This is a genomic window from Calidithermus roseus, assembly GCF_003574095.1.
Taxonomy (GTDB): domain Bacteria; phylum Deinococcota; class Deinococci; order Deinococcales; family Thermaceae; genus Calidithermus; species Calidithermus roseus.
The window spans coordinates 1-25,668 of the sequence record NZ_QWLA01000055.1 but is presented as its reverse complement, the minus strand read 5'-3'; the positions used below and the strand labels follow the sequence as shown (position 1 = coordinate 25,668).

The 25,668-nt window shown below is 65.9% G+C and carries 25 protein-coding genes and 1 tRNA gene; 15 read left to right on the top strand and 11 right to left on the bottom strand.

What is annotated here, in order from left to right:
* The 6 genes from Mrose_RS13085 to rplA form a co-directional block, all read left to right on the top strand.
* On the top strand, positions 1–126 hold a 126-nt coding region (locus Mrose_RS13085), incomplete at its 5' end, for an EF-Tu C-terminal domain-related protein (RefSeq protein ID WP_476695779.1).
* A gap of 121 nt (positions 127–247) precedes the next feature.
* Positions 248–412 (top strand): 50S ribosomal protein L33, encoded by a 165-nt coding sequence (gene rpmG, locus Mrose_RS13080; protein ID WP_018467911.1) that lies wholly within the window; start codon positions 248–250, stop codon positions 410–412.
* A gap of 17 nt (positions 413–429) precedes the next feature.
* Entirely contained in the window at positions 430–648 is a 219-nt protein-coding gene (gene secE / locus Mrose_RS13075; RefSeq protein WP_119278936.1) for a preprotein translocase subunit SecE, read from the top strand.
* Positions 645–1,202: a transcription termination/antitermination protein NusG gene (gene nusG, locus Mrose_RS13070; RefSeq protein WP_119278934.1), complete on the top strand. Its 558-nt coding sequence runs from the start codon at positions 645–647 to the stop codon at positions 1,200–1,202. The genes secE and nusG overlap by 4 nt, the downstream gene beginning before the upstream one ends.
* Positions 1,203–1,307: 105 nt before the next feature.
* Positions 1,308–1,742: a 50S ribosomal protein L11 gene (gene rplK, locus Mrose_RS13065; RefSeq protein WP_119278933.1), complete on the top strand. Its 435-nt coding sequence runs from the start codon at positions 1,308–1,310 to the stop codon at positions 1,740–1,742.
* Positions 1,735–2,424, top strand: coding sequence for a 50S ribosomal protein L1 (gene rplA / locus Mrose_RS13060; RefSeq protein WP_119278931.1), 690 nt, complete (start codon positions 1,735–1,737; stop codon positions 2,422–2,424). Before rplK ends, rplA begins: the two co-directional genes overlap by 8 nt.
* 232 nt (positions 2,425–2,656) lie before the next feature.
* On the opposite strand, the gene Mrose_RS13055 is transcribed toward rplA, so the two are convergent.
* Both Mrose_RS13055 and Mrose_RS13050 read right to left on the bottom strand, forming a co-directional pair.
* The gene (locus Mrose_RS13055) at positions 2,657–6,529 is read right to left on the bottom strand and encodes an FHA domain-containing serine/threonine-protein kinase (RefSeq protein WP_119278929.1); all 3,873 of its coding nucleotides are present in this window, start codon (positions 6,527–6,529) and stop codon (positions 2,657–2,659) included.
* A 17-nt stretch (positions 6,530–6,546) separates the two neighbouring features.
* The gene (locus Mrose_RS13050) at positions 6,547–7,449 is read right to left on the bottom strand and encodes an FHA domain-containing protein (protein WP_119278927.1); all 903 of its coding nucleotides are present in this window, start codon (positions 7,447–7,449) and stop codon (positions 6,547–6,549) included.
* Positions 7,450–7,754: 305 nt separating this feature from the next.
* Here Mrose_RS13050 and Mrose_RS13045 point away from each other — a divergent pair, with 305 nt between their 5' ends.
* Positions 7,755–8,672 carry a lactate/malate family dehydrogenase gene (locus Mrose_RS13045; RefSeq protein WP_119278925.1) on the top strand — a complete coding sequence of 306 codons (918 nt, stop codon included), beginning with the start codon at positions 7,755–7,757 and terminating at the stop codon, positions 8,670–8,672.
* On the opposite strand, the gene Mrose_RS13040 is transcribed toward Mrose_RS13045, so the two are convergent.
* Together Mrose_RS13040 and Mrose_RS13035 are read right to left on the bottom strand one after the other, a co-directional pair.
* Entirely contained in the window at positions 8,669–9,388 is a 720-nt protein-coding gene (locus Mrose_RS13040) for a DUF58 domain-containing protein (protein WP_119278923.1), read from the bottom strand. The two genes, Mrose_RS13045 and Mrose_RS13040, sit on opposite strands and share 4 nt — an antisense overlap.
* Positions 9,389–9,439: 51 nt before the next feature.
* A complete protein-coding gene (locus Mrose_RS13035; RefSeq protein ID WP_182482805.1) occupies positions 9,440–10,342 on the bottom strand; it encodes an AAA family ATPase in 903 nt (300 codons plus the stop codon).
* Positions 10,343–10,413: 71 nt separating this feature from the next.
* On the opposite strand from Mrose_RS13035, the gene Mrose_RS13030 reads away from it, so the two are divergent.
* From Mrose_RS13030 to Mrose_RS13015, 4 genes are all read left to right on the top strand, one after another.
* Complete coding sequence (locus Mrose_RS13030) at positions 10,414–11,391, top strand: tRNA dihydrouridine synthase (RefSeq protein WP_220452327.1); 978 nt, start codon at positions 10,414–10,416, stop codon at positions 11,389–11,391.
* 3 nt (positions 11,392–11,394) lie between these two features.
* A complete protein-coding gene (tsaD, locus tag Mrose_RS13025) occupies positions 11,395–12,363 on the top strand; it encodes a tRNA (adenosine(37)-N6)-threonylcarbamoyltransferase complex transferase subunit TsaD (protein WP_119278921.1) in 969 nt (322 codons plus the stop codon).
* A 68-nt stretch (positions 12,364–12,431) separates the two neighbouring features.
* Positions 12,432–15,449, top strand: a complete 3,018-nt coding sequence (secA, locus tag Mrose_RS13020) for a preprotein translocase subunit SecA (protein ID WP_119278919.1) — start codon at positions 12,432–12,434, stop codon at positions 15,447–15,449.
* Between the two features lie 128 nt (positions 15,450–15,577).
* Complete coding sequence (locus Mrose_RS13015) at positions 15,578–16,339, top strand: metallophosphoesterase (protein ID WP_119278917.1); 762 nt, start codon at positions 15,578–15,580, stop codon at positions 16,337–16,339.
* A 64-nt stretch (positions 16,340–16,403) separates the two neighbouring features.
* On the opposite strand, the gene Mrose_RS13010 is transcribed toward Mrose_RS13015, so the two are convergent.
* The 5 genes from Mrose_RS13010 to Mrose_RS12990 form a co-directional block, all read right to left on the bottom strand.
* A complete protein-coding gene (locus tag Mrose_RS13010; protein ID WP_119278915.1) occupies positions 16,404–17,357 on the bottom strand; it encodes a Vgb family protein in 954 nt (317 codons plus the stop codon).
* 9 nt (positions 17,358–17,366) lie between these two features.
* Positions 17,367–17,573, bottom strand: coding sequence for a hypothetical protein (locus Mrose_RS13005; protein ID WP_147371654.1), 207 nt, complete (start codon positions 17,571–17,573; stop codon positions 17,367–17,369).
* Positions 17,574–17,612: 39 nt separating this feature from the next.
* On the bottom strand, positions 17,613–18,350 hold the full coding sequence (locus Mrose_RS13000) for a YebC/PmpR family DNA-binding transcriptional regulator (RefSeq protein WP_119278911.1): 738 nt from the start codon (positions 18,348–18,350) through the stop codon (positions 17,613–17,615).
* Between the two features lie 156 nt (positions 18,351–18,506).
* Positions 18,507–20,258 (bottom strand): M3 family oligoendopeptidase, encoded by a 1,752-nt coding sequence (locus tag Mrose_RS12995; RefSeq protein WP_119278909.1) that lies wholly within the window; start codon positions 20,256–20,258, stop codon positions 18,507–18,509.
* A 40-nt stretch (positions 20,259–20,298) separates the two neighbouring features.
* Positions 20,299–21,516, bottom strand: coding sequence for a WD40 repeat domain-containing protein (locus Mrose_RS12990; RefSeq protein WP_119278907.1), 1,218 nt, complete (start codon positions 21,514–21,516; stop codon positions 20,299–20,301).
* A 79-nt stretch (positions 21,517–21,595) separates the two neighbouring features.
* Between Mrose_RS12990 and Mrose_RS12985 the strand changes: the two genes are divergently transcribed.
* Entirely contained in the window at positions 21,596–22,003 is a 408-nt protein-coding gene (locus Mrose_RS12985; protein ID WP_119278905.1) for an acyl-CoA thioesterase, read from the top strand.
* 63 nt (positions 22,004–22,066) lie between these two features.
* Positions 22,067–22,153: transfer RNA gene (locus tag Mrose_RS12980), tRNA-Leu, on the top strand.
* 48 nt (positions 22,154–22,201) lie between these two features.
* Here the strand turns inward: Mrose_RS12980 and Mrose_RS12975 are convergent.
* Positions 22,202–23,236, bottom strand: coding sequence for a S1C family serine protease (locus Mrose_RS12975; RefSeq protein WP_119278904.1), 1,035 nt, complete (start codon positions 23,234–23,236; stop codon positions 22,202–22,204).
* 208 nt (positions 23,237–23,444) lie between these two features.
* Here Mrose_RS12975 and trpS point away from each other — a divergent pair, with 208 nt between their 5' ends.
* Together trpS and Mrose_RS12965 are read left to right on the top strand one after the other, a co-directional pair.
* Positions 23,445–24,455, top strand: a complete 1,011-nt coding sequence (gene trpS / locus Mrose_RS12970) for a tryptophan--tRNA ligase (protein ID WP_119278902.1) — start codon at positions 23,445–23,447, stop codon at positions 24,453–24,455.
* The gene (locus Mrose_RS12965; protein WP_119278900.1) at positions 24,452–25,168 is read left to right on the top strand and encodes a chromosome segregation protein ScpA; all 717 of its coding nucleotides are present in this window, start codon (positions 24,452–24,454) and stop codon (positions 25,166–25,168) included. Before trpS ends, Mrose_RS12965 begins: the two co-directional genes overlap by 4 nt.
* Positions 25,169–25,170: 2 nt before the next feature.
* Here the strand turns inward: Mrose_RS12965 and Mrose_RS12960 are convergent.
* A partial coding sequence (locus Mrose_RS12960; protein ID WP_119278898.1) for a dioxygenase family protein occupies positions 25,171–25,668 on the bottom strand: 498 nt, incomplete at its 5' end.

Here is a 25,668-nt window from a genome sequence, read left to right as displayed (position 1 = left end):
GGGGACAACGTGACCTTCACCGTCGAACTCATCAAGCCCATCGCCATGGAGGAGGGACTGCGCTTCGCCATCCGCGAGGGTGGCCGCACCGTCGGTGCCGGAGTCGTCGCCAAGATCCTCGAGTAAACTGAGTGCTTGCGGGCGAGCCCAGCCGGTTGCTGAGACATGGCGCTGGCTGGGCAAGCGCCCTGAAGAAAGGTCTTGTGGGTGTTCTTAGTCGCCCGCGGGCTAAAGAAGGTGAGAGAAGATGGCTAGCGATGTAAGGATCAAGCTCTTGCTCGAGTGCACCGAGTGCAAGCGCCGCAACTACGCGACTGAGAAGAACCGGCGTAACACCACGGGCAAGCTCGAGCTCAAGAAGTTCTGCCCCTGGTGCAACAAGCACCTGCCGCACAAAGAAGTCAAGGTCTGAGGGGTCGGGAGGTTCTCGTGGCAGAACGTACCGATACCCCTCGCCGTCCTTTCCTTCAGCGGATCGTCAACTACTTCCGCGAGGCCCGTGCGGAGCTGGCTAGGGTAACCTGGCCCACCCGCGAGGAGATCATCCAGTCCACCCAGGCCATCCTGCTCTTCGCGTTTTTCGCCATGGTCATCCTGGGCCTCTACGACTTGGTCTTCCGCTTCCTGACGGGGCTGATCAACCGATGAGCATCGAATGGTATGCGGTCCACACCTACGTGGGCTACGAAGACAAAGTCAAGCAGAACCTCGAGAAGCGGGTCAAAGCCCTGAACATGCAGGACAAGATCTTTCAGGTGCTCATCCCGACAGAAGAGGTGGTAGAGCACCGCGAGGGCGGCAAGAAGGAAGTGGTCCGCCGCAAGCTCTACCCTGGCTATGTCTACGTCCAGGTCGACCTCGGGGACGAGGCCGGTGAGGTCAACGAGGCCTACGAAGTGGTGCGCGGCACTCCCGGAGTCACCGGATTCGTGGGCACGGCGACCCACCCGGTGCCACTGAGCCCAGACGAGGTGCAGCACCTGCTGGAAGTCAGCGGGCTGGCCGGCAAGAAAGAGGCCCCCAAGCCTCAGGTTTCCTTCAAGGAAGGCGAGGTGGTGCGGGTCATCAGCGGCCCCTTCGCCGACTTTACGGGAGTGGTCAGCGAGATCAACCCTGAGCGCAACAAGGTCAAGGTGCTGGTTTCCATCTTCGGGCGCGAGACCCCCGTGGAACTCGACTTCGCCCAGGTGGTTCGCTCCTAGCGAACCATTGCAGGTCTGGTCGGGCGTTAGCCCTCGACCCTCGACAGCGCCCCCGTGGCGCAGGCGATAACACCTCGAATTTCGAGGGAGCCAAAGGAGAGACAAATGAAGAAGGTACAAGCCATCGTCAAGCTTCAGCTTCCTGCTGGAAAAGCGACCCCTGCACCGCCCGTAGGCCCCGCGCTGGGTCAGCATGGCGCCAACATCATGGAGTTCGTCAAGGCCTTCAATGCGGCCTCGGCCAACATGGGTGACGCCATCGTGCCGGTGGAGATCACTATCTACTCCGACCGTTCCTTCACCTTCATCACCAAGACCCCGCCCGCTTCCTACCTCATCCGCAAGGCTGCCGGCATCGAGAAGGGCAGCCAGAAGCCGGGCCGTGAGAAGGTGGGCAAGATCACTTGGGAGCAGTGCCTGGCTATCGCCAAGCAGAAGATGGCCGACATGAACGCCAACGACGTGGAGGCTGCCGCGCACCAGATCGCCGGTTCAGCCCGCAGCATGGGCCTGGAAGTTGTGGGGGTGCCCAATGCCTAAGCATGGTAAGCGCTACCGCGCCCTGCTCGAGAAGGTGGACTTCAACAAGGTCTACACCATCGAGGAGGCCGCCGCCCTGATTCCCCAGATCAAGTCGGCACGCTTCGACGAAACCGTCGAAGTGCACATCAAGCTGGGGATCGACGCCAAGAAGTCCGACCAGAACGTGCGTTCCACCGTGGCCCTGCCCCACGGCACGGGCCGCAGCGTGCGGGTGCTGGCCATCGCCAAGGGTGAGAAGATCACGGAAGCCCGCGAGGCCGGGGCTGACATTGCCGCAGGCGAGGAGATCATCCAGGAAATCCTCGACGGCCGCTCCGACTTCGACGCCGTGGTCGCCACCCCCGACGTGATGGGCGCAGTGGGCTCCAAGCTGGGCCGCGTGCTGGGCCCCAAGGGCCTGCTGCCCAACCCCAAGGCCGGCACCGTGGGCTTCAACATCGGCGAGATAGTCAAGGCCATCAAGGCGGGCCGGATCGAGTTCCGCAACGACAAGACCGGCGTGGTCCACGGCCCGGTGGGCAAGGCCAGCTTCAGCCCCAACCAGATCGCCGAGAACGTGCGGGCCTTCCTCAAGGCAGTGGAAGGCGTGAAGCCCGAAGGAGCCAAGGGCACCTACCTCCGTACCGTCTACATCACCACCACCATGGGCCCCAGCATTCGGGTCAACCCCAACAGCTAAGGGCCTTGCCGCCAAAGCCCCCCACGACGGGGGGCTTTTTTGCTTGGCTCTCGCAACAGGTTATACCGGATTCAAAAAGATAATCACCCAAACCAAAGACCTTCAGAGGCTATCTTTTTGAATCCTAGAGCACTCCCTTCGGTCGGGTCAGTTCGTCCCCATTCGGGAACGAACTGACCGAATCTGTTACAGGCTGCCTCTTGTTTTGCGTTGGGCGTTAAGCTATCGGCCATTAGCGCTCGAGCCCGCACCGGGCCGGTTTGGCTATGCCTGAGCGCCAGCCGCACCACTCGAGGTTGTGGGCGTTGCCCTGAAATTGTAGGGTGTCGATGGAGGTCAGTTCGAAGCGGAAGCGCCCCTGGGCCCCGGTGAGGTTGGAGTTCCAGGTGCCCTCGGCGACGATGCGGCCCGCCTGGTACTTGACCTCCCCGGAGAGGCTGCCCTCGCAGAAGCTGCCGCTGATCCGGTTCTCGACGTGCCTGAGCTGCATCGAGCAGTTGTCGCGGGCGGCGAAGTGGGTGGTCCACTCGCCCTGGTAGCCGCAGCCGTCGGGGAGGGGGCTGCCCTTGCGGGCGCCGCACCAGCGTCCGAGTTCGCCGGCGACTCCGTTGAAGCCCTGTGCGTCGGGGGTGAGGTTCCACTCGAAGCTGCGCTGGCTGGTCCCGGCGGTATAGGTGCCGCGCAACACCCCTGCCTCCAGCACCCCCTCGAGGCTCCCCTTAGCCCCGTTGGACAGGTTGCGGTAGCTGCCCCTCACCTGCTTGCCCTCGCGCTCGAGCTGGATGCTGCCAAAGATGTTGTCGTACCAGGCTTCGCGAATGGGCGCGGGGCGCACCGAGACCTGGAGGCTCTGCTGGGCTTGGCCGCCCGCGCCTGTGGCCTGCAGGGTGTAGGTGCTGCTGGCGCGTGGGACGACCACCCGGCTGCCCTGTGCGGGTAGGGGGTCGGGGGAGAGGGTGGGGATGCGCACGCTGCTGGCGTTAGTGACCTTCCAGCTTAGGATGAGCTTCTGGCCCTGGGTGAGCTCGAGCGCCGAGGTTTTGAAGCTCTCGATGACCGGTGGCGCGGACCCATTCTGAACCTCTGCTCCTGGAGCCGCCGTGGGAAGGGGGGGTGGGGGAGTCGGGGGTGCGGCGACCACCGGTTCGACCACCTCGACCCGCACCTTGCGCACCACCTCCTCACCGGCGGCGTTGCGGACGCGCAGCGCGAACTCGCTGCTCTGCTCGGGAGCGGCGAGCTGCTGGGTGCCGCTTGGGGCGACGGTGCCCACACCGTCTAGCTCGATGACGCTGGCGTTGGCGGTGCGCCAGAAGAAGGTCAGGACGGAGCCATCGCCCCGCGTCACCCGCAGGGGCTTGACGCTGAAGCCCTCGATGCGCGGTGAGGGCACGCCTACGCTGACCTTAAGATTGCGCTCGACCCGCTGGTCGCGGTTGAGGGCGATGAGCCGGTAGGTGAGGGTGGCGTCAGGCTTATCCTCGTAACTGCCGCTGGCCTTGACCGTGCCGATGGGCTCGAGGGTTACGCTCTGAGCGCCTCTGACCTTCCAGCGCAGCAGTACTGGCTGACCCTGGTAAAGCTTGCGGGGGGTGGCCTCGAAAACCTCGATCACGGGGGGTGTGGCCTGGGGCTCGCGCACCGTGACGCTGAGGCTTTCCTGGCTGTTGCGCCAGCGCCCATAGGCCACCAGCGTGAGGTTGGTCGGGCCCTCGAAGCCGCGCTCGAAGGTGTAGTGCTCGCCCTTTGGATCGAGCGAGAGCCCCAGCGGGCGCAGCTCGAGCCGGGTGGCGTTGCTGACGCGGTAGCGCAGGGTGACCGGCTGCCCGGCCAGGGGCTGGGTGGGCTCGAGGGCCAGGTGGGTGATGCTGGGCGGCCTGGTCCACCACAACCCCAGCAGGCCCAGCAGCAGGAGCATCACAGGCGCGCTCCACACCGGCAGCAGGCCCCGGTGGTTGAACTGGGCGCTTTGGCTGAGGGGCCTGGGCTCTTCCAGCCTCTCGGGCAGCTCGAGCGCCTGGGCGCTGACCTCGAAGCGCCGGGGTGTGGGAGCGCCGAATAGCCGCAGGGGAGCCCACACCTTGAGGGGGATCTCGACGGCCTGACCGGGCTCGAGCCGATACCGCGGCATCACCTCGGGTGGGGGCAGCGGACGTTTGGGGGCGTTGGGGCCCTGGCCGCTGAACTCCTCGAGTTGCTGCTTGTACCACTGGACCCGCCGCAGGCTGGGGCCGACGGTGCGCTCCCACAGGGAGCGCAGGGCGTTCTCGAGGGGGCGGGTGAGCATGCGGAACCAGCGGCTCAGCACGTTCCGCTGCTGTTCGTTGAGTTGCACGGCGGCAGCCTTGCGATCGTCGAAGCGGAAGGTGAGCTGGTGGTGCTTGTCTTCGACCAGCACGCCGTAGCAGGCAGGGGTGTTGCCCGTGTTGGTCAGCCGGATCCGGTAGGCGGCCATGCGCCGGGCGGTGGCGTTGGGGGGCTCGAGGCTCAGGCTGTGGTCCGCGAAGGGCAGGACCGTCCAACGGGCCGAAGCCGCGCTGGACTCGCCGGGGTTCTCCCTCGAGTCAGCCCGTACCTTCAGCTCGTACTCGCCCGCTCTGGCCTCGGCAGAGCGAGGGACCAGCACCGTGAGGGTGACTGTGGCCTGGTTGCCGGGGTTGAGCTGCACCTCGGGGCTCTGTAGCAGCCAGTGGGCCGGAACCCCCTCCAGGCCAATGTGGAAGTGGTCGACGGTGGGGCCCAGGTTGATCAGCCTGGCCTTGAAGGTGGCGGCCTCGCCGGGGGTGAGTGCGAGATGGTCGGGCTCGAGGCTCACCCCGATGCGCCTGGCGCCGATGGGGGTCGGGGGGTCCAGCCGCAGCCAGAAGGGAGACAGGCGCACCAGGCTGCGCCAGGGCCAGGGAGTGGATACTTGGGGCAGGAGTTGCTGAGAGGTGCCCCCGCCGTAGAGCCAGGTGCCGTTGGTGGAGCCCAGGTCGTTCAGGTAGACCTGCTCGCCGTCCCAGTCCACCCGCAGGTGGTGGCGGGAGATGCGCTCGGACTCGAGCACCACGTCGTTGCCCTCCAGCCGTCCCAGGCGCAGCCCGCCGTGGCCCAGCTCGATCACCCGCAGAACCTGCCCCTGGCCGTCGCACACGCTGACGCGCGGGTTCTTGCTCGTGCCCTCGGGGGCCGGGATGCTGGGAAGGGCGACCTCGGCGAGTTCGGGGCCCAGGCGCAGGGTGGGGCGGGCCTGGGGGGGCGTGCTGCGGTCGAGTAAGCCCTGCAGGGCATCGCGCAGCTCGCCGACGTCGGCGAAGCGGTCGATGGGGTTCTTGGCCAGGGCCCGCAAGATGGTGCGCTCGAGGGCTTCGGGCAACTCGGGCACGATCTGGCGGGGCGGTACGGGCTGGGCGTAGATGTGGCGGATGGCTGCGTCTTTCCGGTCCTTGGCCTCGAAGGGCAGCAGCCCGGTGGCGACCTCGTAGAGCACCACCCCCAGGGCATAGATGTCGCTGCGGAAGGTGGCGGGTAGGCCCTGAAACTGCTCGGGGGCCATGTGGGTGGGCGAGCCCTTGAGCTGCTCGAGGTCTTCGAGGTCCCCACTGCTTTCCATCAGGGTGAGCCCGAAATTGCCCACCTTGAGGGTGTGCTGCTCCATCAGGCCGCTGCGCCGCAGCAGGAGGTTGCCCGGCCTCAAGTCCCCGTGCACAACACCCCGCCGGTGTGCTTCCTCCAGCGCCGCCGCCGCGTCGCGCACGAGCTCGAGGCCCTGCTGCAAGGGGATGCGCTGGCCCGCCCTGGCGTAGCGGTGCAGCAGGGTCTGCAAGGATCCATCCGGCACCAGCTCGCTGGCCAGATAAAAGAATTCGCCACTCTCGCCGTAGTCGTAAAGCTCGACGACGTTGGGGTGCTTGAGCCCCATCCAGCCCTGCCCCAGCTCCTGGAAGCGCTGAGCCAGCCGGGCCTGTAGCGGCAGCAGGCGCACTACCACGGGCCGCCGCAACTCGGCGTCCTGCGCCTGGAACACCCGCCCCAGCCCATCCTCGCTCAACAAATTCTGGAGCACGTACTTGCCAACGCGCACCTCGGCCTGACTAGCTATGGTTTTGGTCCCACCTTCCACGTCTAAGCCCCCAGATTTCAGACAAACTCTAACACGTACCCGGCGTGAGCGGGTTTGTGGTTTTCGATCAGCTCGATAACCAAATCCTTATCCAGATCCTGGCCTGGGGGTATCTGGAGGCGCACCCGAAAAACGAAAGGCTGCTCGGGGTCATCCTCGATCACCGGTGCAACCCCGGTGCAGGCTTCGATCCAGCGGCTCAGCCCGTAGTGGGTTCCTCGCCAACGCAGCAACTCCATGCCCTCGGCCACCAGCCTGCGGCGTCGCTCCTCGGGCCAGCGCTCGTTCAACTCCAGCCCCAGCCAACTCCCCAGCCAGTTCACCATCGAGGCCGGGGCCGTGCGGGGGTCGAAGTACATGTGCAGGTGGTCCAGGCGCCACTCGAGGGGCTCCCAGATGCTCTCGAAGATCTGTAGAAAGCGCCCCAAAAAATCACCATCGTGGAAGATAACCGGTAGGTATTGCAGGTAGCGCGAGTGCGGCCCCGTAGGCAGCGGCGCGGGGTAGGTGGGTCGCGGGGGGGCTGGGGGTTGCCGTTCGTGGGTCACCTCGAGTTCGCTCACGGAGGCCAGGCTGACGGGCTGTGCGTCGCTCTCCGCCTCGGTGGCGGCAGTAACAGGGGAGTAGGTCAGCACGAAAGACCCGATCTGCACCGGAACTCCCGGAATCAATGGGTACTCCTGGTGGGCGACCAGCCGAACCCCTGCGACGTAAGTCCCGTTGCTCGAGCCCAGGTCTCTGATCACCAGCCCATGCGCCGTCAGCCGGAGTTCGGCGTGGTGCCTGCTCACCGGCGGGATGGGCAGTACCAGTCCGTTATCCGGAATGCGCCCGATGGTGAGGGAATCGGTGCTTAAGTCCACCGTCTGTACGGTGGCTCCCTGAAGTTGGACGATGATTTGGCCTCTGGATTCGCTCATTTAACGAGATCCTCTAGGGGAGAGTTTATCAAGTTTGTAGCTATCCTTATCAAGTATGGTCCTTGGAATTAATGGATTGATAATCCAGCGGGGCGATTGCTTGAATCTGGTCTTACCGTTGGATTCTTCACAGGTGAGGAATAGGTCGGGGTAGTAGCCTTTTCCCCCGGCGTTTGCAGAATCATGTCACTTAAATAGCTCGCACCCGGAGGCTTCAGCGACGGGATTATAGCGAGCCATGGCTCGAGTCAGGCGCAGATGGACGGCCTGCCGACCCGGTTAGACTGGGAAACAGGAGCGTGAGCATGAGCAAAGTTGCCATCATCGGTGCTGGATTGGTCGGGGCCACCACCGCGCACACCCTGGCGCTACGGGGGTCGTGCGAGGAAATCGTCCTGCTGGACGTTGATCAGGACAAAGCCCAGGCCCAGGCCGCCGACGTGGCTGCCGCCGCCACGCTCAACCGGGGGGTGCGGGTCTATAGCGGAACCTATGCTCAGGTGCGGGGGGCTGACGTGGTGGTGCTGGCGGCGGGGTTGCGGCAGAAGGGGGGTCTGAGTCGCACCGAGCTGATCACCAGCAACACCCTCATCTTCCGTGAGGTGATGCCCCAGGTGCTCGAGGCCGCTCCCCAGGCAGTGATCCTGGTGGCGACGCAGCCGGTCGATCCCATGACCGAGTACGTCTACCGCCTGCTGGAAGGGCGGGATGTTTCGGGGGTTCTGGGGGTGGGGACGGTGCTCGAGACCATGCAACTTCGAGCGGCGGTGGCGGCGCACCTGGGAATTTCGCCCGAGCACGTCCACGGCTACGTGGTCGGGGAGGAGGGTGACTCGGCGCTGGTGGTGTGGTCCAACCTCAACGTAGCAGGGTTGCCGGTGGCCGAGTTCGCCGAGCAGCGTGGAGTGCCCTGGACCACCCGCGACCAGGCCGCGATCACCGACCGCGTGCAGCGCTCCAACCGGCGGGTGGTGGAGGGCAAGGGGGCCATCTCCTACGGGGTTGGGGCGGCCATCACGCGGGTGGTGGAAGCCATTCTGCGTGACGCTCAGATCGTGCTCACCGTCAGCGCCCGCAGTCTTGAATACGGCGTTTCCCTCTCCCTGCCGCGTATCGTGGGAGCGAAGGGTGTGGTCGAAACCCTGGACCTGCCTTATTCCCGCGAGGAGCGCTTCAAGCTCGAGGTGCTGGTCAATAGCCTGAAGAACATCCTCGACCGTTAACGCTCCTCGAGTACTCCCTGGCGCAGCAGCGCGGGCACCATGGGCTCGCCCACCCGCAGCAGGGCGTAGCTCCCTAGCCTGCGGGCGGTGAGCCTGAGCTTGCGCAGGTGGGCCTCGAGAGCGCTCTGGTAGGCGGCGACCTCGGCGGGGCCAATCTCGAGCCTTTCCCCGGTCTCCACGTCGTGTAGCAGGGCCTCCTGGGGCTTGGGGGAGAGTTCCTCGGGGGCCAGCACCTGCACCAGGACCACGTGCTTGAGTTTGTTCAGCAGGCGCACCCAGTCCAGCTCGTCGAGCCCATCGGTGATCAGCACGGTCGTTCCTTTGGGCCGGGGAACGCCGAGGACGACTCTGGGCCCCTCCGCTACGGCCCGGGCCCGGCCCCGGTAGCGCCCTTGGCCCCACAGAAAGGCCCCTTCAGTCCTGGAGAGCCTGGCCAGCAGGTGCAGCACGCGCTCGGCATAGGGAGCCTTGCCGAAGAGAGTCATGCTGGGCGAGCCGTCGAGTAAGAAGGTGAAACGAGCGGGGACCTCGACCTGGAAGACGCGGGTGTACAGCCGTCCGGTGCGCCCGTAAGCCCGCCAGTCGATGAAGCGGGGTTCGTCGCCGGGTGCATAGCCACGCAGTTCGTAGAACTCCAGGCCCCTTCCGGGACGGGGCCGGGTGCGCTCGCCCGCGTAGGGCTGGGTGGGATGGGTGCGGATGCGGTAGCGGGTCATTGTGGGTCGTACGTCCTACGTCAGCGTGCCTTGGCGTATAGCGTAGGACATTCACCTCGGCATCGTCCTGCGCAACAGGTCTTGCAGCACCGCCTCCACGGTGACGCCCTCGAACTGAGCCTCCTCGCTCAGCAGCAGGCGGTGCGAGAGGGCTGGGCGCATGGCCTGGCGCAGGTCTTCCCAGTCCAGGTGGGCGCGGCCAGCCAGATAGGCCAGGGCGCGGGCCAGGGCCAGCCAGGCCTTGGCCCCACGCGGCGAGAGCGGCATCCGCAGGCGTTTGTCCTCGAGGGTTAGTTGTCCGGCGTTGGCGATGGCCTCCAGGGCGGGCTGGCTCGCCACAACCTGGGTCATCTCCTGGCGGGCTTGCAGTAGGTCCAGGCCCTCCACCACCGCCGGCTGGGCGGGTTCTTCGCCCAGGATGCGCAGCCAGACCGCTCTGGGTGGGGCTTCGACTGTAATTTTGCTCATGAAGCGGTCGAGTTGGGCTTCGGGCAGGGGGTAGGTGCCCTCGAGCTCGAGCGGGTTCTGCGTGGCCAGCACGATGAAGGGCTCGGGCAGGGCGTAGCGCTCTCCGCCCACCGTCACCCCGCGCTCCTGCATGGCCTCCAGCAAGGCCGACTGGGTCTTGGGGGTGGCCCGGTTGATCTCGTCGGCCAGCACCACTTGGGCGAAGAGCGGCCCTGGGCGGAAGACGAACTGGCCGTCCTCGAGCACCTCGGTACCGGTCACGTCGGCGGGCAGCAGGTCCGGGGTGAACTGGATGCGGCGGTAGGAGAGGCCCGAAGCCTGGGCGAAGGCTCTGGCCAGCAGGGTCTTACCCAGGCCGGGAAGGCCCTCGAGCAGGGCGTGCCCTCCGGCTACAGCCGTGGCCAGGAGCTCACGGATGACCCGCTCCTGCCCGAACAGCACGCCATGGAGGGAAGCCTCGAGCTGGGTGAGTGCAGGGCGTGACATGTCTGGACTATAGCGGTGGACGTGGGGTGGGGTGTAGGGGGTGGGCCGGATTTGGGTAGACTGCTTTGGTTGTGCTCACCGCGCCCGTCCATCAGGACAATTTCTACAGCCGCGCCCTGCGCGACTCCCAGGCGGTGCTCGCGCCCATGGCGGGCTACACCGACGCCCCTTTCCGCAAGCTGGCCCTCGAGCACGGCGCGGCCTGGGTGGTGAGCGAGATGGTGTTGGCGCGGGGTTTGCTGGCTGGAGAGCGCCGCTCGGTGGAGCTGGGGGCCCCCTACCCCGGCGAGGAGCGGCTGGTGCTCCAGCTTTTCGGCCACGAGCCCGAGGTGCTGCGCGACGCGGCGGCCAAGGCCGAGGCCGAGTTCGGTCCGGTGGCCTTGGACCTCAACATGGGTTGCCCGGCTCCCAAGATGGCGGGCCGGGGCGGGGCCTGCCTGCTCCAGACGCCGGAACTGGCCTTCGCGCTGGTGCGGGCCATGCGCCAGGGCACGAGCCTGCCGGTGAGCGCCAAGATCCGGCTGGGCTGGGATTGCGATCGCAGCCTCGAGATCGCCCAGGGGCTCGAGGCCGCCGGGGTCAGCCTGATCACCGTCCATGGGCGCACCAGCCAGCAGCGCTACGCGGGCGAGGCCGATTGGGAAGCCATCGCCCGCGTAGCCCAGGCGGTGCGGGTCCCCGTGATCGGCAGCGGTGACGTGATCACGCCCGAGCAGTACTTCGAGCGGCTGAGGCTGGGGGTGGCCGGGGTGATGATCGGGCGGGGTGCGGTGGGCAACCCCTGGATCTTCGCCCAGATCGCGGGAAAATCCCCACCCTCCGAGGGCGAACGTGTTCGAACCGCCCTGCGCCACGCCCAGCTCAACGTGCGGTGGTACGGCGAACACTCTGGAATGCGCCAGATGCGCAAGGTGCTGCCCCGGTACTTTCCCTCGAGGCCCGAACTTCACCCTGCACTCAAGCAGGTCGGTACGTTGCGGGAACTCGAGAGCATTCTCTCGATCCCGCGACCCTTGACCGCGGTCTGTCCAGCCCCCACAATCCTCTAGGTGATGCTTGTCCTGGGCATAGACACCTCCTGCGATGACACCGGCGTGGGCCTGGTGCGTGACGGGCGGGTCGTGGCCAACAAGGTGGCTTCGCAGACCCTGCTGCACCAGCAATATGGTGGGGTGGTGCCGGAACTGGCCTCGCGGGAACACACCCAGGTCATCGACGGGTTGCTCGAGCAGGCCCTGGCCGAGGCGGGGGTCCGCCTCCAGGACGTCGATCTGATCGCGGCTACCCGAGGCCCCGGTCTGATCGGAGCCCTGCTGGTGGGCTATACCTACGCCAAGGGGTTGGCCCTGGCGCTGAAGAGGCCCTTCATGGGAGTGCACCACCTCGAGGGCCACCTCTACGCCGCGCTGGCCGAGCATCCTGAGGTTGAGCCGCCTTTCCTAGCCCTCATTGCCTCGGGCGGCCACAGCCACCTCTTTCGCGTCACGGCCTGGGGCCAGTACGAGTTGCTGGGCGCGACCATGGACGACGCCGCCGGGGAGGCCTTCGACAAGGTGGCCCGCCTGCTGGGGCTGGGCTATCCCGGCGGGCCGGAGATCGAGAAATTGGCGGCTCAGGGCGATCCCGAGGCGGTGCCCTTTGGCGTGCCGTTACAGGGTCAGAGCCATTACGCCTTCAGCTTCTCGGGGCTCAAAACCGCCGCGCTGCGGGCCGTCGAGAAGGGCTTCGACAAGGCCGACATTGCCGCCAGCTTCCAGCGGGTCGTGGTCGATCACCTGGCCTCGGTGGTGCTGCGGGCGGCGCGGGACACTGGTCTACAGACCCTCCTGGTCACGGGAGGAGTGGCGCAGAACCGGGCCTTGCGAGAGCGGCTCGAGCGGGCGGGTCTGAAGCTCTTGTTCCCACCCAGGGGCATGGCCACCGACAACGGCGCCATGATCGCCCTGGCCGCCTGGCGGCGCTGGGGTGGCCGGGGGGACGCCTTGAGCCTGCCGGCAGCCGCATATTTGCCACTGGCATGATCATGATGATGTCGATGATTCCAGGCCACTCAAATCCTCATCTTGCCGGGTTAGAATCGTGAACGGTTATGTTGGGCCTCATCAATAAGCTCTTCGACAACAACGAGCGGCACATCGCTCGTTACTGGAAAACCGTAGTCGCGCCGGTCAACGCCCTCGAGCCTGAGGTGCAGAAGATCGAGGACCTGGCCGCGGCCTATGCCGAGCTGCGCCAGCGCTATGAGAACGGCGAGCCCCTCGACAACCTGCTGCACATGGCCTTTGCCCTGACCCGCGAGTCCAGCCGGCGCTACCTGGGGCTGCGCCACTACGACGTGCAGCTCATCGGTGGGGCCGCATTGCACGAGGGCAAGATCGCGGAGATGCGCACCGGCGAGGGCAAGACCCTAGTGGCCACCCTTGCGGTCGCGCTCAACGCCATCACGGGCAAGGGCGTACACCTAGTCACGGTCAACGACTACCTGGCCCGCCGCGACGCGGAGTGGATGGGGCCGGTGTACCGCGGCCTGGGCCTCACCGTGGGCATCATCCAGCACAACTCCACCCCCGAGCAGCGCCAGGCGGCCTACCGCTCCGACGTGACCTACGTGACCAACTCGGAGCTGGGCTTCGACTACCTGCGCGACAACATGGTCGTGCAGCCGGAGTTCCTGGTACTGCGCCACGACACCCCGCTGCACTACGCCATCATCGACGAGGTGGACTCCATCCTCATCGACGAAGCCCGCACCCCGCTCATCATCAGCGGTCCCGCTGAGAAGGCCACCGATCTCTACTACCGCATGGCCGAGATCGCCAAGAAGCTCGAGCGCGGCGAGAAGGCCGAGCCCGGCGTGCGCAAGGAGCCCACCGGCGACTACACCATCGACGAGAAGCAGAAGTCGGTGCACCTCACCGTGCAGGGTATCGCCAAGGCCGAGAAGCTGCTGGGCGTGGAAGGGCTGTTCAACACCGAGAACATGGAGAAGGCCCACATGCTCACCCAGGCCCTGCGGGCCAAGGAGCTGTACTTCGTAGACCGCGACTACATCATCCAAGACGGCCAGGTGATCATTGTCGACGAGTTCACCGGTCGTCTGATGCCCGGACGGCGCTACGGCGAGGGCCTGCACCAGGCCATCGAGGCCAAGGAAGGCGTCAAGATCGAGCGCGAGAACCAGACGCTGGCCACCATCACCTACCAGAACTTCTTCCGCCTCTACGAGAAGGTCGCGGGCATGACCGGCACCGCCAAGACCGAGGAGAAGGAGTTCCAGGAGATCTACGGGATGGACGTGCGCACCATCCCCACCAACAAGAAGGTCATTCGTGAGGACAGCCCCGACGTGGTCTACCGCTCCGAGCGGGGCAAGTTCTTCGCCGTGGTCGAGGAGATCGTCGAGAAGTACGAGAAGGGCCAGCCGGTGCTGGTGGGCACCATCTCCGTCGAGAAGTCCGAGCGGCTTTCGGCGATGCTCAAGGAGCCGCGCCACTACCTGCCGCAGCTCGAGTTCCGCACCCAGCTCTTCCTTAAGGCTGCCGAGAAGCAGAGCGGGGGGCAGTGGGAGCAGATCAGGAGCCTCCTGGCCCGCCCGACCCAGCTCAAGGAGGCCGACCTCGAGCCCTACGACTCGGCTATCCCCCCCAAGGGCAACCTCCGCACCGCCTGGGAAGCGCTCAAGCGTTCGGTGCACACCCTCGAGCTCATCCGCAAGGGCATCCCGCACCAGGTTTTGAACGCCAAGTACCACGAGCGCGAGTCGGAGATCGTAGCCCAGGCCGGGCGCAGCAAGACCGTGACCATCTCGACCAACATGGCCGGGCGCGGCACCGACATCAAACTCGGTGGCAACGCCGAGTACCTGGCGGCGGCTTTGCTGCAGAAGGAGGGCTTCGACCGTTACGAGTGGAAGGTCGAGCTTTTCATCAAGAAGCTGGTCCAGGGCGAGGAAGACGAGGCCCGGCGGTTGGGCACCGAGCTCGGCGTGCGCCCCGAGATCATGGAGGAGATCCGCCGCCTGCGCGACACCTGCGCCGCCGACGAGGTGAGGGTGAAGGAACTGGGCGGCTTGCACATCATCGGCACCGAGCGCCACGAGTCGCGCCGCATCGACAACCAGTTGCGCGGGCGCGCGGGTCGCCAGGGCGACCCCGGCTCCTCACGCTTCTACGTCTCCTTCGACGACGACCTCATGCGCCTGTTCGCCTCCGAGCGCATCATCGCCATGCTCGACCGCATGGGCTTCGACGATAGCGAGCCCATCGTCAATAACATGGTCACTGCCTCTATTGAGCGGGCTCAGAAGCGCGTGGAGGACCGTAACTTTGGCATCCGCAAGCAGCTATTGCAGTTCGACGACGTCATGGCCCGCCAGCGCGAGGTGGTCTACGCCCAGCGCCGTACCATCCTCCTGGGCAAGGACGAGGAGGTGCGCGAAGCGGCCCAGGCCATGATCGAAGACAGCGTGGCGGCGGCGGCTGAACTGCACCTCAACCCCCAGGTGCATCCCGAGGACTGGGACCTCGGCGCTCTCAAGGGCGCGATGGTGGACTTCGTGCCGGGCCTCGAGGGCTACGACTACGAGTCGCTGCGCTCGCTCAAGGCCGACGAAGGCGTGGAGAAGCTCGTCGAGGCGGCGCTTGCTGAGTACGCCAGGCGCGAGGCCGAGCTCTCGCCCCAGATCATGCGGGCGGTGGAGCGCTTCGTGATTTTGCAGGTGGTGGACAACTTCTGGAAGGAGCATCTGCACAACCTCGACGTGCTGCGCCAGGGCATCGGGCTGCGCGGCTACGGCCAGAAAGACCCCTTCCAGGAGTACAAGTTTGAAGCCACCAAGCTCTTCAACGAGATGATCGCCACCATCAAGAGCGAGGTGACGAAGTTCCTCTTCCGCCTCAAGGTGGAACTCGAGCCCGTGATCCGGCAGCAGCCGATGCCCACTCCGGTGGTGGAGGCCAGCCCTGCCGCCAGCGCCTTCGCCCAACCCCAACCCGACCCCTTTACCGTTCGCCGGGAAAAACACGCTCCCAATCCCAACCCCTCGGGCCTGAGCCGGGCTGAGCGCCGTAGGCTCGAGCGCGAGGAGAGGAAGAAGCACAAGAAGTAGGTCGTACGCGTGCGTCTTACGTCGTACGCAAAACGCAAGATGCCTTGTTCCTCAAGCGCGTCCTCGGCGTCTCGCGTACAGCGCATGACGTATGACATAGGACCTACGACCCGAGTAGCATGATCTCCATGCGCTTCCCCTGGCTCGCTGCCCATGAGGTCAACCGCTATGCCCAACCCCTTCCGGGCCTCGAGCGCCCGGTGCGGGTGGCCCACCTCTCCGACTTGCACATCGGCTACTACATCGACTCGAGGATCGTCAGACGGTGGGTCGAAACCACCGTGGCGCACCGACCCGATCTGATCGTCATCAGCGGCGACCTCACCGATACCCACCGCGCCGAGTGGATCCGGCCTGCCGTGGCCGAACTGGCCGGGTTGAAGGCCCCACTGGGCACCTGGGCGGTGTGGGGCAACCACGACTACCGGCTGCGGCGCTATAAGTCCCGCGACCTCTCCGACTTGCAGGGGTGGCTCGAGCAAGCCGGGGTGCGGGTGCTCAACAACGCCGGGGTTCAGGTGCGCGACGACCTCTACCTGGCCGGGGTGGATGACCTCTGGCACGGTCAGCCCGACGTCGAGCGGGCTCTGCGGGAACACGAGGGGGGAGCAGTGTTGCTGGTGTGCCATAACCCCGATTACTTCTTCGAGATACCCGCGAAGGTGGGCCTGACGCTGGTGGGGCACACCCACGGCGGACAAGTCAAGCTGCCCATCATCGGGCCCGTCAGCACCTCCTCGAGGTACGGCAAGCGCTTCGCGGAGGGCTGGTTTGAAAACCCGGTGAAAGGCTTCGTCTCAAGGGGCCTGGGCGTTTCCATGCTGCCCATCCGCTTCCGGGCCAATGCTGAGATCGTGATTCACGATTTGCAGCCGGATGGAAAGCGATAAAACTTCTTGCAGAAGTCGTGTTTAGCGTTCGACGTACGACCCCTGGCTATCGACTATCGACCATTCACCGCGTACGCAACACCGCCAGCTTATCCACTCCCGAGAGCGGCAACCAGATCTCGCCAGGACGGCCCAGGATTTGCCGCACGTTCGAACGCGGACTGGGCAGGGGATAGGTGGTGAAGCGCTCAGTGGTGGGATCGAAGCTGTGTATGGCGTTGGCCCCGAAGTCGGAGACCCACACCATGTCGCGCTCATCGACGTAGACGGCGTAGGTCTGGGGGTTGGAGCCGGGGAGCTTCCACTCCTTCCAAGCGTCCGTCTTGGGGTCGTAGCGCCCGAGCTGTCCGGTGTTCCAGTAGCTTATCCAGACCGTGCCCTTCGAGTCCGACCACACCCGCCGGGCGCCCTGGCCTCTGGTGGGGGGCTCGAGCACGGTGGCCTGACCGGTAGCGGTGTCGATACGGGCGATGTGGTTTCCGGCCAGCGAGGCATAGTACACGGCCCCGTCTGGGGTGGCGGTGATGCCGTAGGGGCCGCGTCCCCTGGGAGCTTCCCAGACTTCGACCTTGCCCGTTTTTGGGTCCAGTCGGCCATAGAACCCGCTTTGCCCGGTGAACCACAGCACGCCCCTGGTGTCGAAGGCGGCGGTGTTAAGGTTGGCATAGGCGCTGCCTTCGGGCAGGGGGTAGCGGCGTACCTCGAGGCTCTTCGAATCCACCCGCACGATGGCGTTGAGTCCGCCGTCGGTGATCCAAGCCGCCCCGTCCGGCCCGGCGATGACCCCGTGCGGAGCTGAGCGCTCGCCCAGCTTCACGTACTCGCTTTGCCCGCTTGCAGGGTCGAGGATGCCCAACTCCCCGGTGAACTGCGCGGTGAACCAGACCTTGCCATCGGGGGCCGGGGCCACGTCGTGGGGGTGCGACCCTACTTTGACCGGAAATTCCTGGATGGCTGAAGGCCCCATCTGGGCGACGGACAAACCCAGCAACAACCCAAGCAAAGCCAATCTGAGCATGGCTCTCTCCTATCGGGCCGTCAGCTTGGCCCAGTCCTCGGCCAGCACGTGGGCGATGAGGCGGAAGCCCCGCGCCCCGTCGGTGTCGGCGTGGCGAAAGTAAATCACGTAGTCACCCTTCTGCAGGGCCTGGACGAGGGCAGCCCCCTCGAGCGCATTCTGGGCGAGGATGATGAAGGACACTGCCAGGAACCAGAACAACCATCTCCCTGGCATGCCTCAAGTGTGCCAGGGAGAGTGGGTGCCGATTGTGGGTCAGGCCTCGACCGTGACGTTCTCGAGGTTGAGGTTGGAGTAGACGTTCTGGGTGTCGTCGAGGTCCTCGAGGGCCTCGATCATGCGCAACACCTTCTCGGCGTCTTCCTGTGCCAACGTCATGGTGTTCTGCGGGATCATGGTGATCTGCACGTCCTCCGGCTTGAAGCCCCGCTCCTTGAGCCCGCTGGCGATGGTGTAGACCTCCTGGGGATCGGTGTAGATCTCCAATCCCTCCTCGCTCTCTTGCAAGTCCAAAGCCCCCAGTTCGATGGCGGCCTCCTGCGCGGCTTCGGTGTTGGGCTCGAGCCAGATATAGCCCCGGCGATCGAACTGCCAGGCTACCGCCCCGCTGGCCCCCAGGCTGCCCCCGTGCTTGCTGAAGACGTGGCGCACCTCGCTGGCCGTGCGGTTGCGGTTATCGGTAAGGGCATACACCAGCACCGCCACCCCGCCCGGCGCATAGCCCTCGTACACCACTTCTTCGTAGTTGGAGCCCTCCTCGTCGCCGCCCTGCAAGCGCTTGAGCAGGCGTTCGATGTTGTCGTTGGGAACGTCGTCCATCTTGGCCGCTTCGATGAGGTTGCGAAGCTGGGCGTTGGCCGCCGGGTCGGCGCTGCCCCCGGCCCTGGCCGCCGCCGCGATGGCCCGCAGGTACTTGCTGATTACTTTGCCGCGCTTGAGGTCGTTGGCGGCTTTCTTCCGCTTGATTTGAGCCCACTTGCTATGGCCTGCCATAAGTCACCGCTCTCCATTATAGGGCGCTGTTTGGGGTGCTCGAGGTGGCGGGGGGCTCGTGGCCTGTGGTTCGTGGTTTGTCGAGGGCCTAGGGCCAAGGGACAAGGCGTCTTGCGTCTTGCGTACGACCCGCGCCCGGCTATCGGCCACCAGCACTCATCCCACCAGCCGCTCGAAGCGCTCGATGCGCCCTTTCAGCACGTCCATGCCCCCCTGCCAGAAGGCGGGGTCCTCGAGGTCGAAGCCGAAGCGGGCGGCGAGTTCCTTAGCAGGGTAGACCCCGACCGAGGCCAGCAGGTCCTCGTACTGGGGGAGGAAGTCGGGGCCGAGCTCGAGCTGCTTTTTGTAGAGCGCCAGCCCGAAGAGCAGGCCGAAGGCGTAGGGGTAGTTGTAGAAGTCGATGCCGTAGTAGTGGCCCTTCACGGCCCACATGTAGGGGTGGTAGCTGGCCAGGCCGTCGCCGTAGGTGGCCTGCTGGGCCTCGAGCATCAGCGCGCAGAACTCGTTGGCCGATAGCTCGCGCTCCTTGCGCCGCTCGAAGACCGCGCGCTCGAAGAGGAAGCGGGAGTGGATGTCCACGATCACCTGGGCAGCGTCCTGGAGGTTGCCCTCCAGCAGCGTGAGCTGCTCGGCCTCGCTCGCCTTGCGTAGTGCTGCCTCGGTGATGATGGTCTCGTTCATGATGCTGGCGGTCTCGGCCAGGGTCATGGGGCCGCGCGCGAGCAGGGGAGGCTTGGAGCGCAGGCAGTAGTTGTGGTAGGCGTGGCCTAGCTCGTGGGCCATGGTGCTCACCCCCCCGAAGCTCTCTTCGTAGTTGGTGAAGATCAGGCTCTCGCCGCCACCGAAGTGCGAGCAGTAGGCCCCCACCTGCTTGCCCTTGCGAGGCTCGGCGTCGATGCGGCCCTCGGCGTACATGCGCCGGGCCACCTCGGCGTCGGCGGGGGAGAAGGAGGCCAGGTGCTCGATGATGAAGTCGCGGCCCGCCTCCCAGCTCCAGCGGCTGTGGCTGTGGCCCACCGGGGCGAAGAGGTCCCACCAGTCTAGGCCCGCCTTCCCCAGCGCCTTGGCTTTGGCCCGGAAGTAGCGCCGCCAGTGGGGGAAGCTGGCTTCCATCACCTCCTGCATGGCCTCCAGCGCCCTGCGGGTGATGCGGTTGGCGAAGAGGGTGGACTCGAGGTCGTCGGCCCAGCCGCGCTTGCGGTTTAGGGTGCTCTGCTGTCCCTTCCAGCCGTTGAGCGCGGCGGCCAGGGGGATCTGGTGGGCCCTCCAGGCCTCGAGCTCGGCCTCGTAGGCGGCCTTGCGGGTGGCCTCGTCGGGGTCGAAGGCCAGCAGGCGGATGCTGGAGATGGGCAGCTCCTCGCCCCGCACCCGCGCGGTGATCTGGCTCGAGACGTCGGAGTGCAGCCGGGCGAAGGCGCTGCCGCCCGACAGCGAGAGTTCGGCGGCCAGCACCTCCTCGGCCTCGCTCATGAGGTGCTGGGCCTGGACGCGGGCTTCCTCGATCAAAATGCGGTACTCGCCCGCCTTCACCGCCTCGGGGTCGAGGGCGGCCAGCCAGGTTGTGAGCCTGGGCCGCAGCTTCTGCAGGCGCACCGTCAGGCCCCGGTAGAGCGAGTAGCGGGCCTGGGCCTCCTCGTTGGCGGAGTCGGTGGAGATGAGGGCGTAGAGGTAGGTGTTGATGCGGCTTTGCGAGAGGGTGATGGCGTTGAGCTGCTCGATGATGGCGGCAAAGGCCGCCGGGTCGTCCTCGCGCATGGGGCGCGCGCCGACTTGGTACCGCTCGAACAGGGCCTCGAGTTCGGCGATCTGCTGCTCGAGGCGGGCATAGGCTTCCAGGAAGTCGGGGCTTTGCAGGCCCTTGAAGAGCGGCTCGAGGTTCCAGCGGGGGAGTTGAGCAGTTAGGTTCATGGGGTGAGTATACGCAGCGAGTGAGGGTTCCGATGAGGCACTACTCCAGGCGGCTCACCGGGCGCGGCCACAGGTAGACCTCCCCGCCCTGGCCGCTCGAGGCCAGCATTCCGGTCCTGGGGTTGAAGCTCAGGTTGTGGACGGGGCCGGGCTGGTTGGGGAAGACCGTCATCGGCACGGGGTTTTCCCGATCGGCCAGGTTCCACAAGCGCAGGGTGCGGTCGCCCGAGCCCGAGACCAGGAAGCGGTTGTCGATGCTGAAGGCCAGGCTCGAGACCGCGTCGGTGTGTCCGCTGAGGCTGGCGAACTGCTTGGGGTTGCCTTTTTCGTCTCGAGTCAGCAGGTCGAAGAGCAGCACCATCCCGTCGCCTAAGCCCACCCCCAGAAAGCGGTTGTTGGGGCTGAAGGCCAGCGCGTAGACCGGGGTGCTGGCCAGCTCCATCACGTTGACCCGGCGGGCGCTGCCGAGGTCCCAGATTTCCACCCCGCCCGTCGAGCGCCCCAGCACCATGGTGCGCCCGCTGGGGCTGAAGGAGGCCGAGAACAGAAGCTGTGAGGTCCTGAAGCCCTTGAGGTACCTGCCACTCCTGACCTCCCAGAAGGCCACGTCTCCGCCGACCTGCACCGAGGTGATGCGGGTGGCCGTAGGGTCGAAGCTGAGGTTCCAGATGGCTTTGCCGGGCTTCATGAGCTGGATTTGCCTGCCTGAAGCCACCTCCCACACCCGGATGCTGCCGTCGCTCGAGCCCGAAGCCAGCAACCTGCCGTCGCGGGAGAAGTCCAGAGCCCGCACGTACTTATTGTGCCCCTTGAGCACCCGCAGCTCCTTGTGCTTGTGCACGTCCCAGATGCGCACGCTGGCGTCGGCGACCCCGATGGCCAGCAGGCGTCCGTCGGGGCTGTGGGCCATGGAGTGGACCTGGGTGGCGAGCTGGAAGCCCTGGGGTTTGCGGGGGTCGTAGAATTCGAGCCGGGCGCTTACCTCCAGCGGGGCGCCGGTGAGCTGCACGGCCCGCTCGAAATGGTAGTAGGTGCCCTCGGCGGCCTCGGCGTGCAGCACCAGCTTGTAGAGGCCGGGCTCGAGGGCGAACTGCGCGGTGGCGCAGGTGCCGATCTCCCGGCTGCCCAGCAGCACCCTGACCTGCTCGGGGGCCATCCCCGAGGGCAGGATGCAGCCAAGGCTGAGGTTGGGGGCGGAATTTTCCTGTGAAAGGCCCAATGGGGCCAGGCACGTGAGGGCAAAGAACAAGAATCGCATGGGGCGATTATATCCAAACGCTGAATCGATTCCCAAATCGTGCTTCCTCTGTGAAGCGGCAGGCGTGTAGAGTTAAGCGGTGAGCGATTTTCCCGTTTGTGTACACATCGACGTGCGTTTCCGCGACCTGGACCCGCTGGGGCACGTCAACAACGCGGTTTACCTGAGCTATGCCGAGACGGCCAGGGTGGAGTACTTCCTGCGGCTGGGCTACGAGGTGGGCAGCGGCAACTTCATCCTGGCCAGGGCCGAGGTGGACTACCGGCGTCCCATCGTCCTTCACGACGACGTCAGGGTCATGACCCGCGTGAGCAAGATGGGCAACAGCAGCTTCCGCATGATCTTCGAGGTGTGGGCCAATGGCGAACTCGCCGCCAGGGGTGAGACGGTGCAGGTGTGGCTCGAGCAGGGCAAGCCAAGCCCCCTGCCCGAGGCTCTGCGCCAGGCCATCCGGCGACTCGAGAGCGATCCGGTCGAGGGGCTCTAGCCTCCCCTTGACGAATCGAAGTATCGCGGCTACTATTTCTTTTGCGTCTGAAGCGCATCCTGTGCCGGGATGGCGGAATTGGTAGACGCGCATGATTCAGGGTCATGTGCCCGCAAGGGTGTGCAGGTTCAAGTCCTGTTCCCGGCACCAGAAAAACCCCAGACTCCAGGTCTGGGGTTTTGCTTTGATCCGTATGCCTCAGCCGCTTCGCCACTTCGGCGTGAGCGTGATCTTGATGGTGAGGGTTTCACTGCCGCGCAGGACCTTGAGGGTGATGGTGTCGCCGACCTGGCGGCTGCGCACGTAGGCGATGAGATCGTTGGCGCTCTGGACCGCCCGCCCGTCGACCTCGAGGATCACATCGGCCAGCACCCGGTTTTCCGACAGACGGCGGGGGGGTTGCAGGCCCGAGGTGGCTGCCGGGTAGCCCTCGAGCAACTCCATCACGACCACCCCGCCCTGGCGCAGCCCCACCGCGCGGGCCTCGTCGTCGGAAAGCTGGCCGAGACTCACGCCCATGAAGGGGATGTCGCGGCGGTAGCCAGCCTTGATCTGGCTGAGCAGGCTGTCCAGGCCCAGCAGGGGCGTGGCGTAGCTCTGGAATACGGGGGCCTCCTGGCCGTCCTGCGCCTCCCGCCCGATGGCTACGGCGATGGCCACCACCTTGCCCTCGGTGTTGAGCACGGGACCACCCGAATCGCCGGGGGCCAGGGGCATAGTCGAGGCGATGAGGTCGCTGGGGAAGTCGGGCCGGATGGTGCGACCGATGCTGGTGACCACGCCAATCCGCGGGGCGATGAAAGCGCCGCGTGAGTTGCCGATGGTCATGAGCGATTCACCTCTATGCACGGCTTTGGCGGTCTCGAGCTCCATGAAAGGCATCCGCTGGCTAACCCTGGCCTTGATGAGGGCGATGTCGCGCAGGGCGTCGTATCCCACCACCTCGGCGGGGTAGCGCCTTTGGTCGGCGCTGCGCACCCAGAAGCGCTGGGTGTCCTCGATGACGTGGTAGGCCGTGAGCACCAGGCCGTCGGGACTGATGAAGAAGCCCGACCCGACGCCCTCGGGCCGGGTCTCGATACGGACCGCCGCCGGGTGGATTTGCTCGTAGACCTGCTCGAGCCGGGCCCTCGCCGCGCGTGGATCGAGCAGGGAAGGCTCGTCGTTCTGCTGGGCCCCGGTGGCCAGAAGGCCCATGAACGCGACCATCACGGCCAGCATCAAAGTGCGCATGTTCCACAGTGTAGGACGAGGCTGCTTCGAAAAGTGGGGGTTTGGAGCACGATGTGGGGATAATTAGCCCATAGTCAAAATGGTCGAGGGTCAGGGGTCGGGTGCTTGGAGGGGTGGGTGACGGGAGGCCGAGGTAACCCCTCCCTGCTTGCGTTGGGCGTAAGACGTACGACGTATGACCGGCACTTGCTTTGGTATCCTGTTCCGGATGAAACGGGTGTTTTCCGGCTTTCAACCGACCGGCGAGCTTCACATTGGCAACTACCTGGGGGCCATGGTCAACTATGTGGCCCTTGGAGAAAAGCTTGGCCGGGACGCGATCTATTGCATTGTGGATTACCACGCGCCTACCAACCCGGCGGCCTACGACAAGAACCTGTTGCGCCAGCGCACCTTCGAGGCCGGGCTGGTCAACATCGCCGCAGGGCTAGACCCCGACAAGGTCATCCTCTTCGTGCAGTCGCACGTGCCCGAGCACACCGAGCTGGCCTGGATCTTCACTACCCAGACCCCCTACGGTGACCTGACCCGCATGACGCAGTTCAAGGACAAGGCCTCCAGGCTCGAGTCGGTCCCGGCAGGGTTGCTGATGTACCCGGTGCTGATGGCCGCTGACATCCTGATCTACAAAGCCGACACCGTGCCAGTAGGCGACGACCAGACCCAGCACCTCGAGCTCGCCCGCGAGATCGCCCGGAGGTGGAACCAGGAGTACGGCGAGACCTTCCCCGAGCCGCAGATCTACCTCAACCCCAACGCTCCCCGCGTGCCCGGCATCGACGGCAAGGCCAAGATGAGCAAAAGCGTGGGCAACACCATCGGATTGCTCGAGGACGAACAGAGCATCTGGCAGAAGATCCGGGTCATGCCCGACGACCCCGCCCGTATCCGCCTCTCCGACCCCGGTGACCCCGAGCGCAGCGTGCCCTTCAAATTCTTGCAGTACTTCGCCCCACCCGAGCTGATCCAGGTCTTGCGCGAGGAGTACGCCCGAAGGGGCATCGGCACCCTGGTCGTCAAACAAATCCTGTTCCAGGAGATGATGAAAACGCTGCGGCCCATCCGCGAGCGGGCCGAAGAGCTGCGGGCCAACCCTGAGCGGGTGCTGGACGCCCTCGAGGACGGCGCACGCAGGGCGCGGGCCATCGCGCAGGCTACCATGGAAGAGGTGCGTGAGAAGTTCGGCCTGCTCTCTCCCCGGCGGAAGGTGCTTTCTTGATCCACCTCGCTTTCCCTGGCTTCTCCGGCACGCCGCTCCAGCTTTCCGAAGCCGTGCGGCGGGGCAGCCTGGCAGCCAGGGAGCTGCCCATTTTGACCCTGGTCGAGCAGGCTTTGGCCCAGGTGGAGGCGCTCGAGCTCTCCCAGCGCAGCGAACTGCTGCCCCTGCTGGCCGAGCTGATCCTCTTCAAGCTGCGGGCCTTCGCCAGAGTCGAGCCAGCCTTTGTGGAGGAGGACGAATCGGGCGAGGCTACCGGCTTCCTGGAGACCCTGGTGGCTTTGCAGGAGGCCATCCAGTTCCTGCGCCAGCGGGCTGAGGAGCGCTCGAAGGTGCTCCCGGTGCCCCCGCCACCCCTGCCCAAGGACAAGCGCCTGAAACCCCTGCCCGTCGAGCGGCTGCTCGAGGCCGTGCGCCCCTTCACCCGGCGGGCGGAAATTCAGATGGAGCCCGAGCGCTTCGGCCTCAAGGAGGCCTGGGCCAGGGTGCGGAACTTCCTGCTCAGGGTGCGGCGGGCGCTGTTCGGCCAACTGCCCCTGAACACCTGGGCCGAGCAGACCGTGGCCTTCTCGGCCCTGCTCGAGGCCCACCGGGTAGGGGAGGTGCGCCTGCGGCAGAGCGAGAACTTCGGTGAGCTCGAGGTCGAGTTCACCGCGCCAGAAGTCCTCCCCGATCCATCCCAAGCATGGTCGGCGTTGCAGGCTTCGGCGGATTGAGGCTAAACCCGCAGCACGAAGTCGAAGCGGGCTTGCCACAGGTTGGCGCTCTTCTGCACGGCCATCGTCAGCCGCCGGTCAAAGATGCGGTCGGAAGCGTTGGCGGGCTCGCCGGGGAAGTAGAGCTGGGTGGTGAGCACCGGTTGATTGGGGGCCTGCACCTTGACGTGGATGTGGCGGGTGCGGCCTGGATAGAGGCCGGGGACGATGGTCTCGAGCACGAAGCGCCCGCTGGCGTCGCTGAACTGGTGGCCCCGCAGACGGAAGCCTTCATTGTCGTACTGTCCCTGGGCGTCGCACTGCCAGAAGTCCAGCAGGGCACGGGCCACGGGTTTGCAGCCGGTGGAGAGCACGTAGCCCTGGATCAGCAGCCTCGTTCCACTCAGGCCGCTCTCGAGCAGCGATTTCCGTTCGGGGGCGCGGGGCTTGTAGTAGGGGCCTTCGGTCTGGGGAGGGGTGAGTTCGTCGTCCTCGTCGCCACAGGCCGGGGTGGCCGGGAG

Coding starts and splice junctions, on each gene's coding strand:
- rpmG (WP_018467911.1), top strand. CDS start 248: ATGGCTAGCGATGTAAGGATCAAGCTCTTGCTCGAGTGCACCGAGTGC.
- nusG (WP_119278934.1), top strand. CDS start 645: ATGAGCATCGAATGGTATGCGGTCCACACCTACGTGGGCTACGAAGAC.
- rplK (WP_119278933.1), top strand. CDS start 1,308: ATGAAGAAGGTACAAGCCATCGTCAAGCTTCAGCTTCCTGCTGGAAAA.
- rplA (WP_119278931.1), top strand. CDS start 1,735: ATGCCTAAGCATGGTAAGCGCTACCGCGCCCTGCTCGAGAAGGTGGAC.
- Mrose_RS13050 (WP_119278927.1), bottom strand. CDS start 7,449: ATGAGCGAATCCAGAGGCCAAATCATCGTCCAACTTCAGGGAGCCACC.
- Mrose_RS13045 (WP_119278925.1), top strand. CDS start 7,755: ATGAGCAAAGTTGCCATCATCGGTGCTGGATTGGTCGGGGCCACCACC.
- Mrose_RS13040 (WP_119278923.1), bottom strand. CDS start 9,388: ATGACCCGCTACCGCATCCGCACCCATCCCACCCAGCCCTACGCGGGC.
- Mrose_RS13035 (WP_182482805.1), bottom strand. CDS start 10,342: ATGTCACGCCCTGCACTCACCCAGCTCGAGGCTTCCCTCCATGGCGTG.
- tsaD (WP_119278921.1), top strand. CDS start 11,395: ATGCTTGTCCTGGGCATAGACACCTCCTGCGATGACACCGGCGTGGGC.
- secA (WP_119278919.1), top strand. CDS start 12,432: ATGTTGGGCCTCATCAATAAGCTCTTCGACAACAACGAGCGGCACATC.
- Mrose_RS13015 (WP_119278917.1), top strand. CDS start 15,578: ATGCGCTTCCCCTGGCTCGCTGCCCATGAGGTCAACCGCTATGCCCAA.
- Mrose_RS13010 (WP_119278915.1), bottom strand. CDS start 17,357: ATGCTCAGATTGGCTTTGCTTGGGTTGTTGCTGGGTTTGTCCGTCGCC.
- Mrose_RS13005 (WP_147371654.1), bottom strand. CDS start 17,573: ATGCCAGGGAGATGGTTGTTCTGGTTCCTGGCAGTGTCCTTCATCATC.
- Mrose_RS13000 (WP_119278911.1), bottom strand. CDS start 18,350: ATGGCAGGCCATAGCAAGTGGGCTCAAATCAAGCGGAAGAAAGCCGCC.
- Mrose_RS12995 (WP_119278909.1), bottom strand. CDS start 20,258: ATGAACCTAACTGCTCAACTCCCCCGCTGGAACCTCGAGCCGCTCTTC.
- Mrose_RS12990 (WP_119278907.1), bottom strand. CDS start 21,516: ATGCGATTCTTGTTCTTTGCCCTCACGTGCCTGGCCCCATTGGGCCTT.
- Mrose_RS12975 (WP_119278904.1), bottom strand. CDS start 23,236: ATGCGCACTTTGATGCTGGCCGTGATGGTCGCGTTCATGGGCCTTCTG.
- trpS (WP_119278902.1), top strand. CDS start 23,445: ATGAAACGGGTGTTTTCCGGCTTTCAACCGACCGGCGAGCTTCACATT.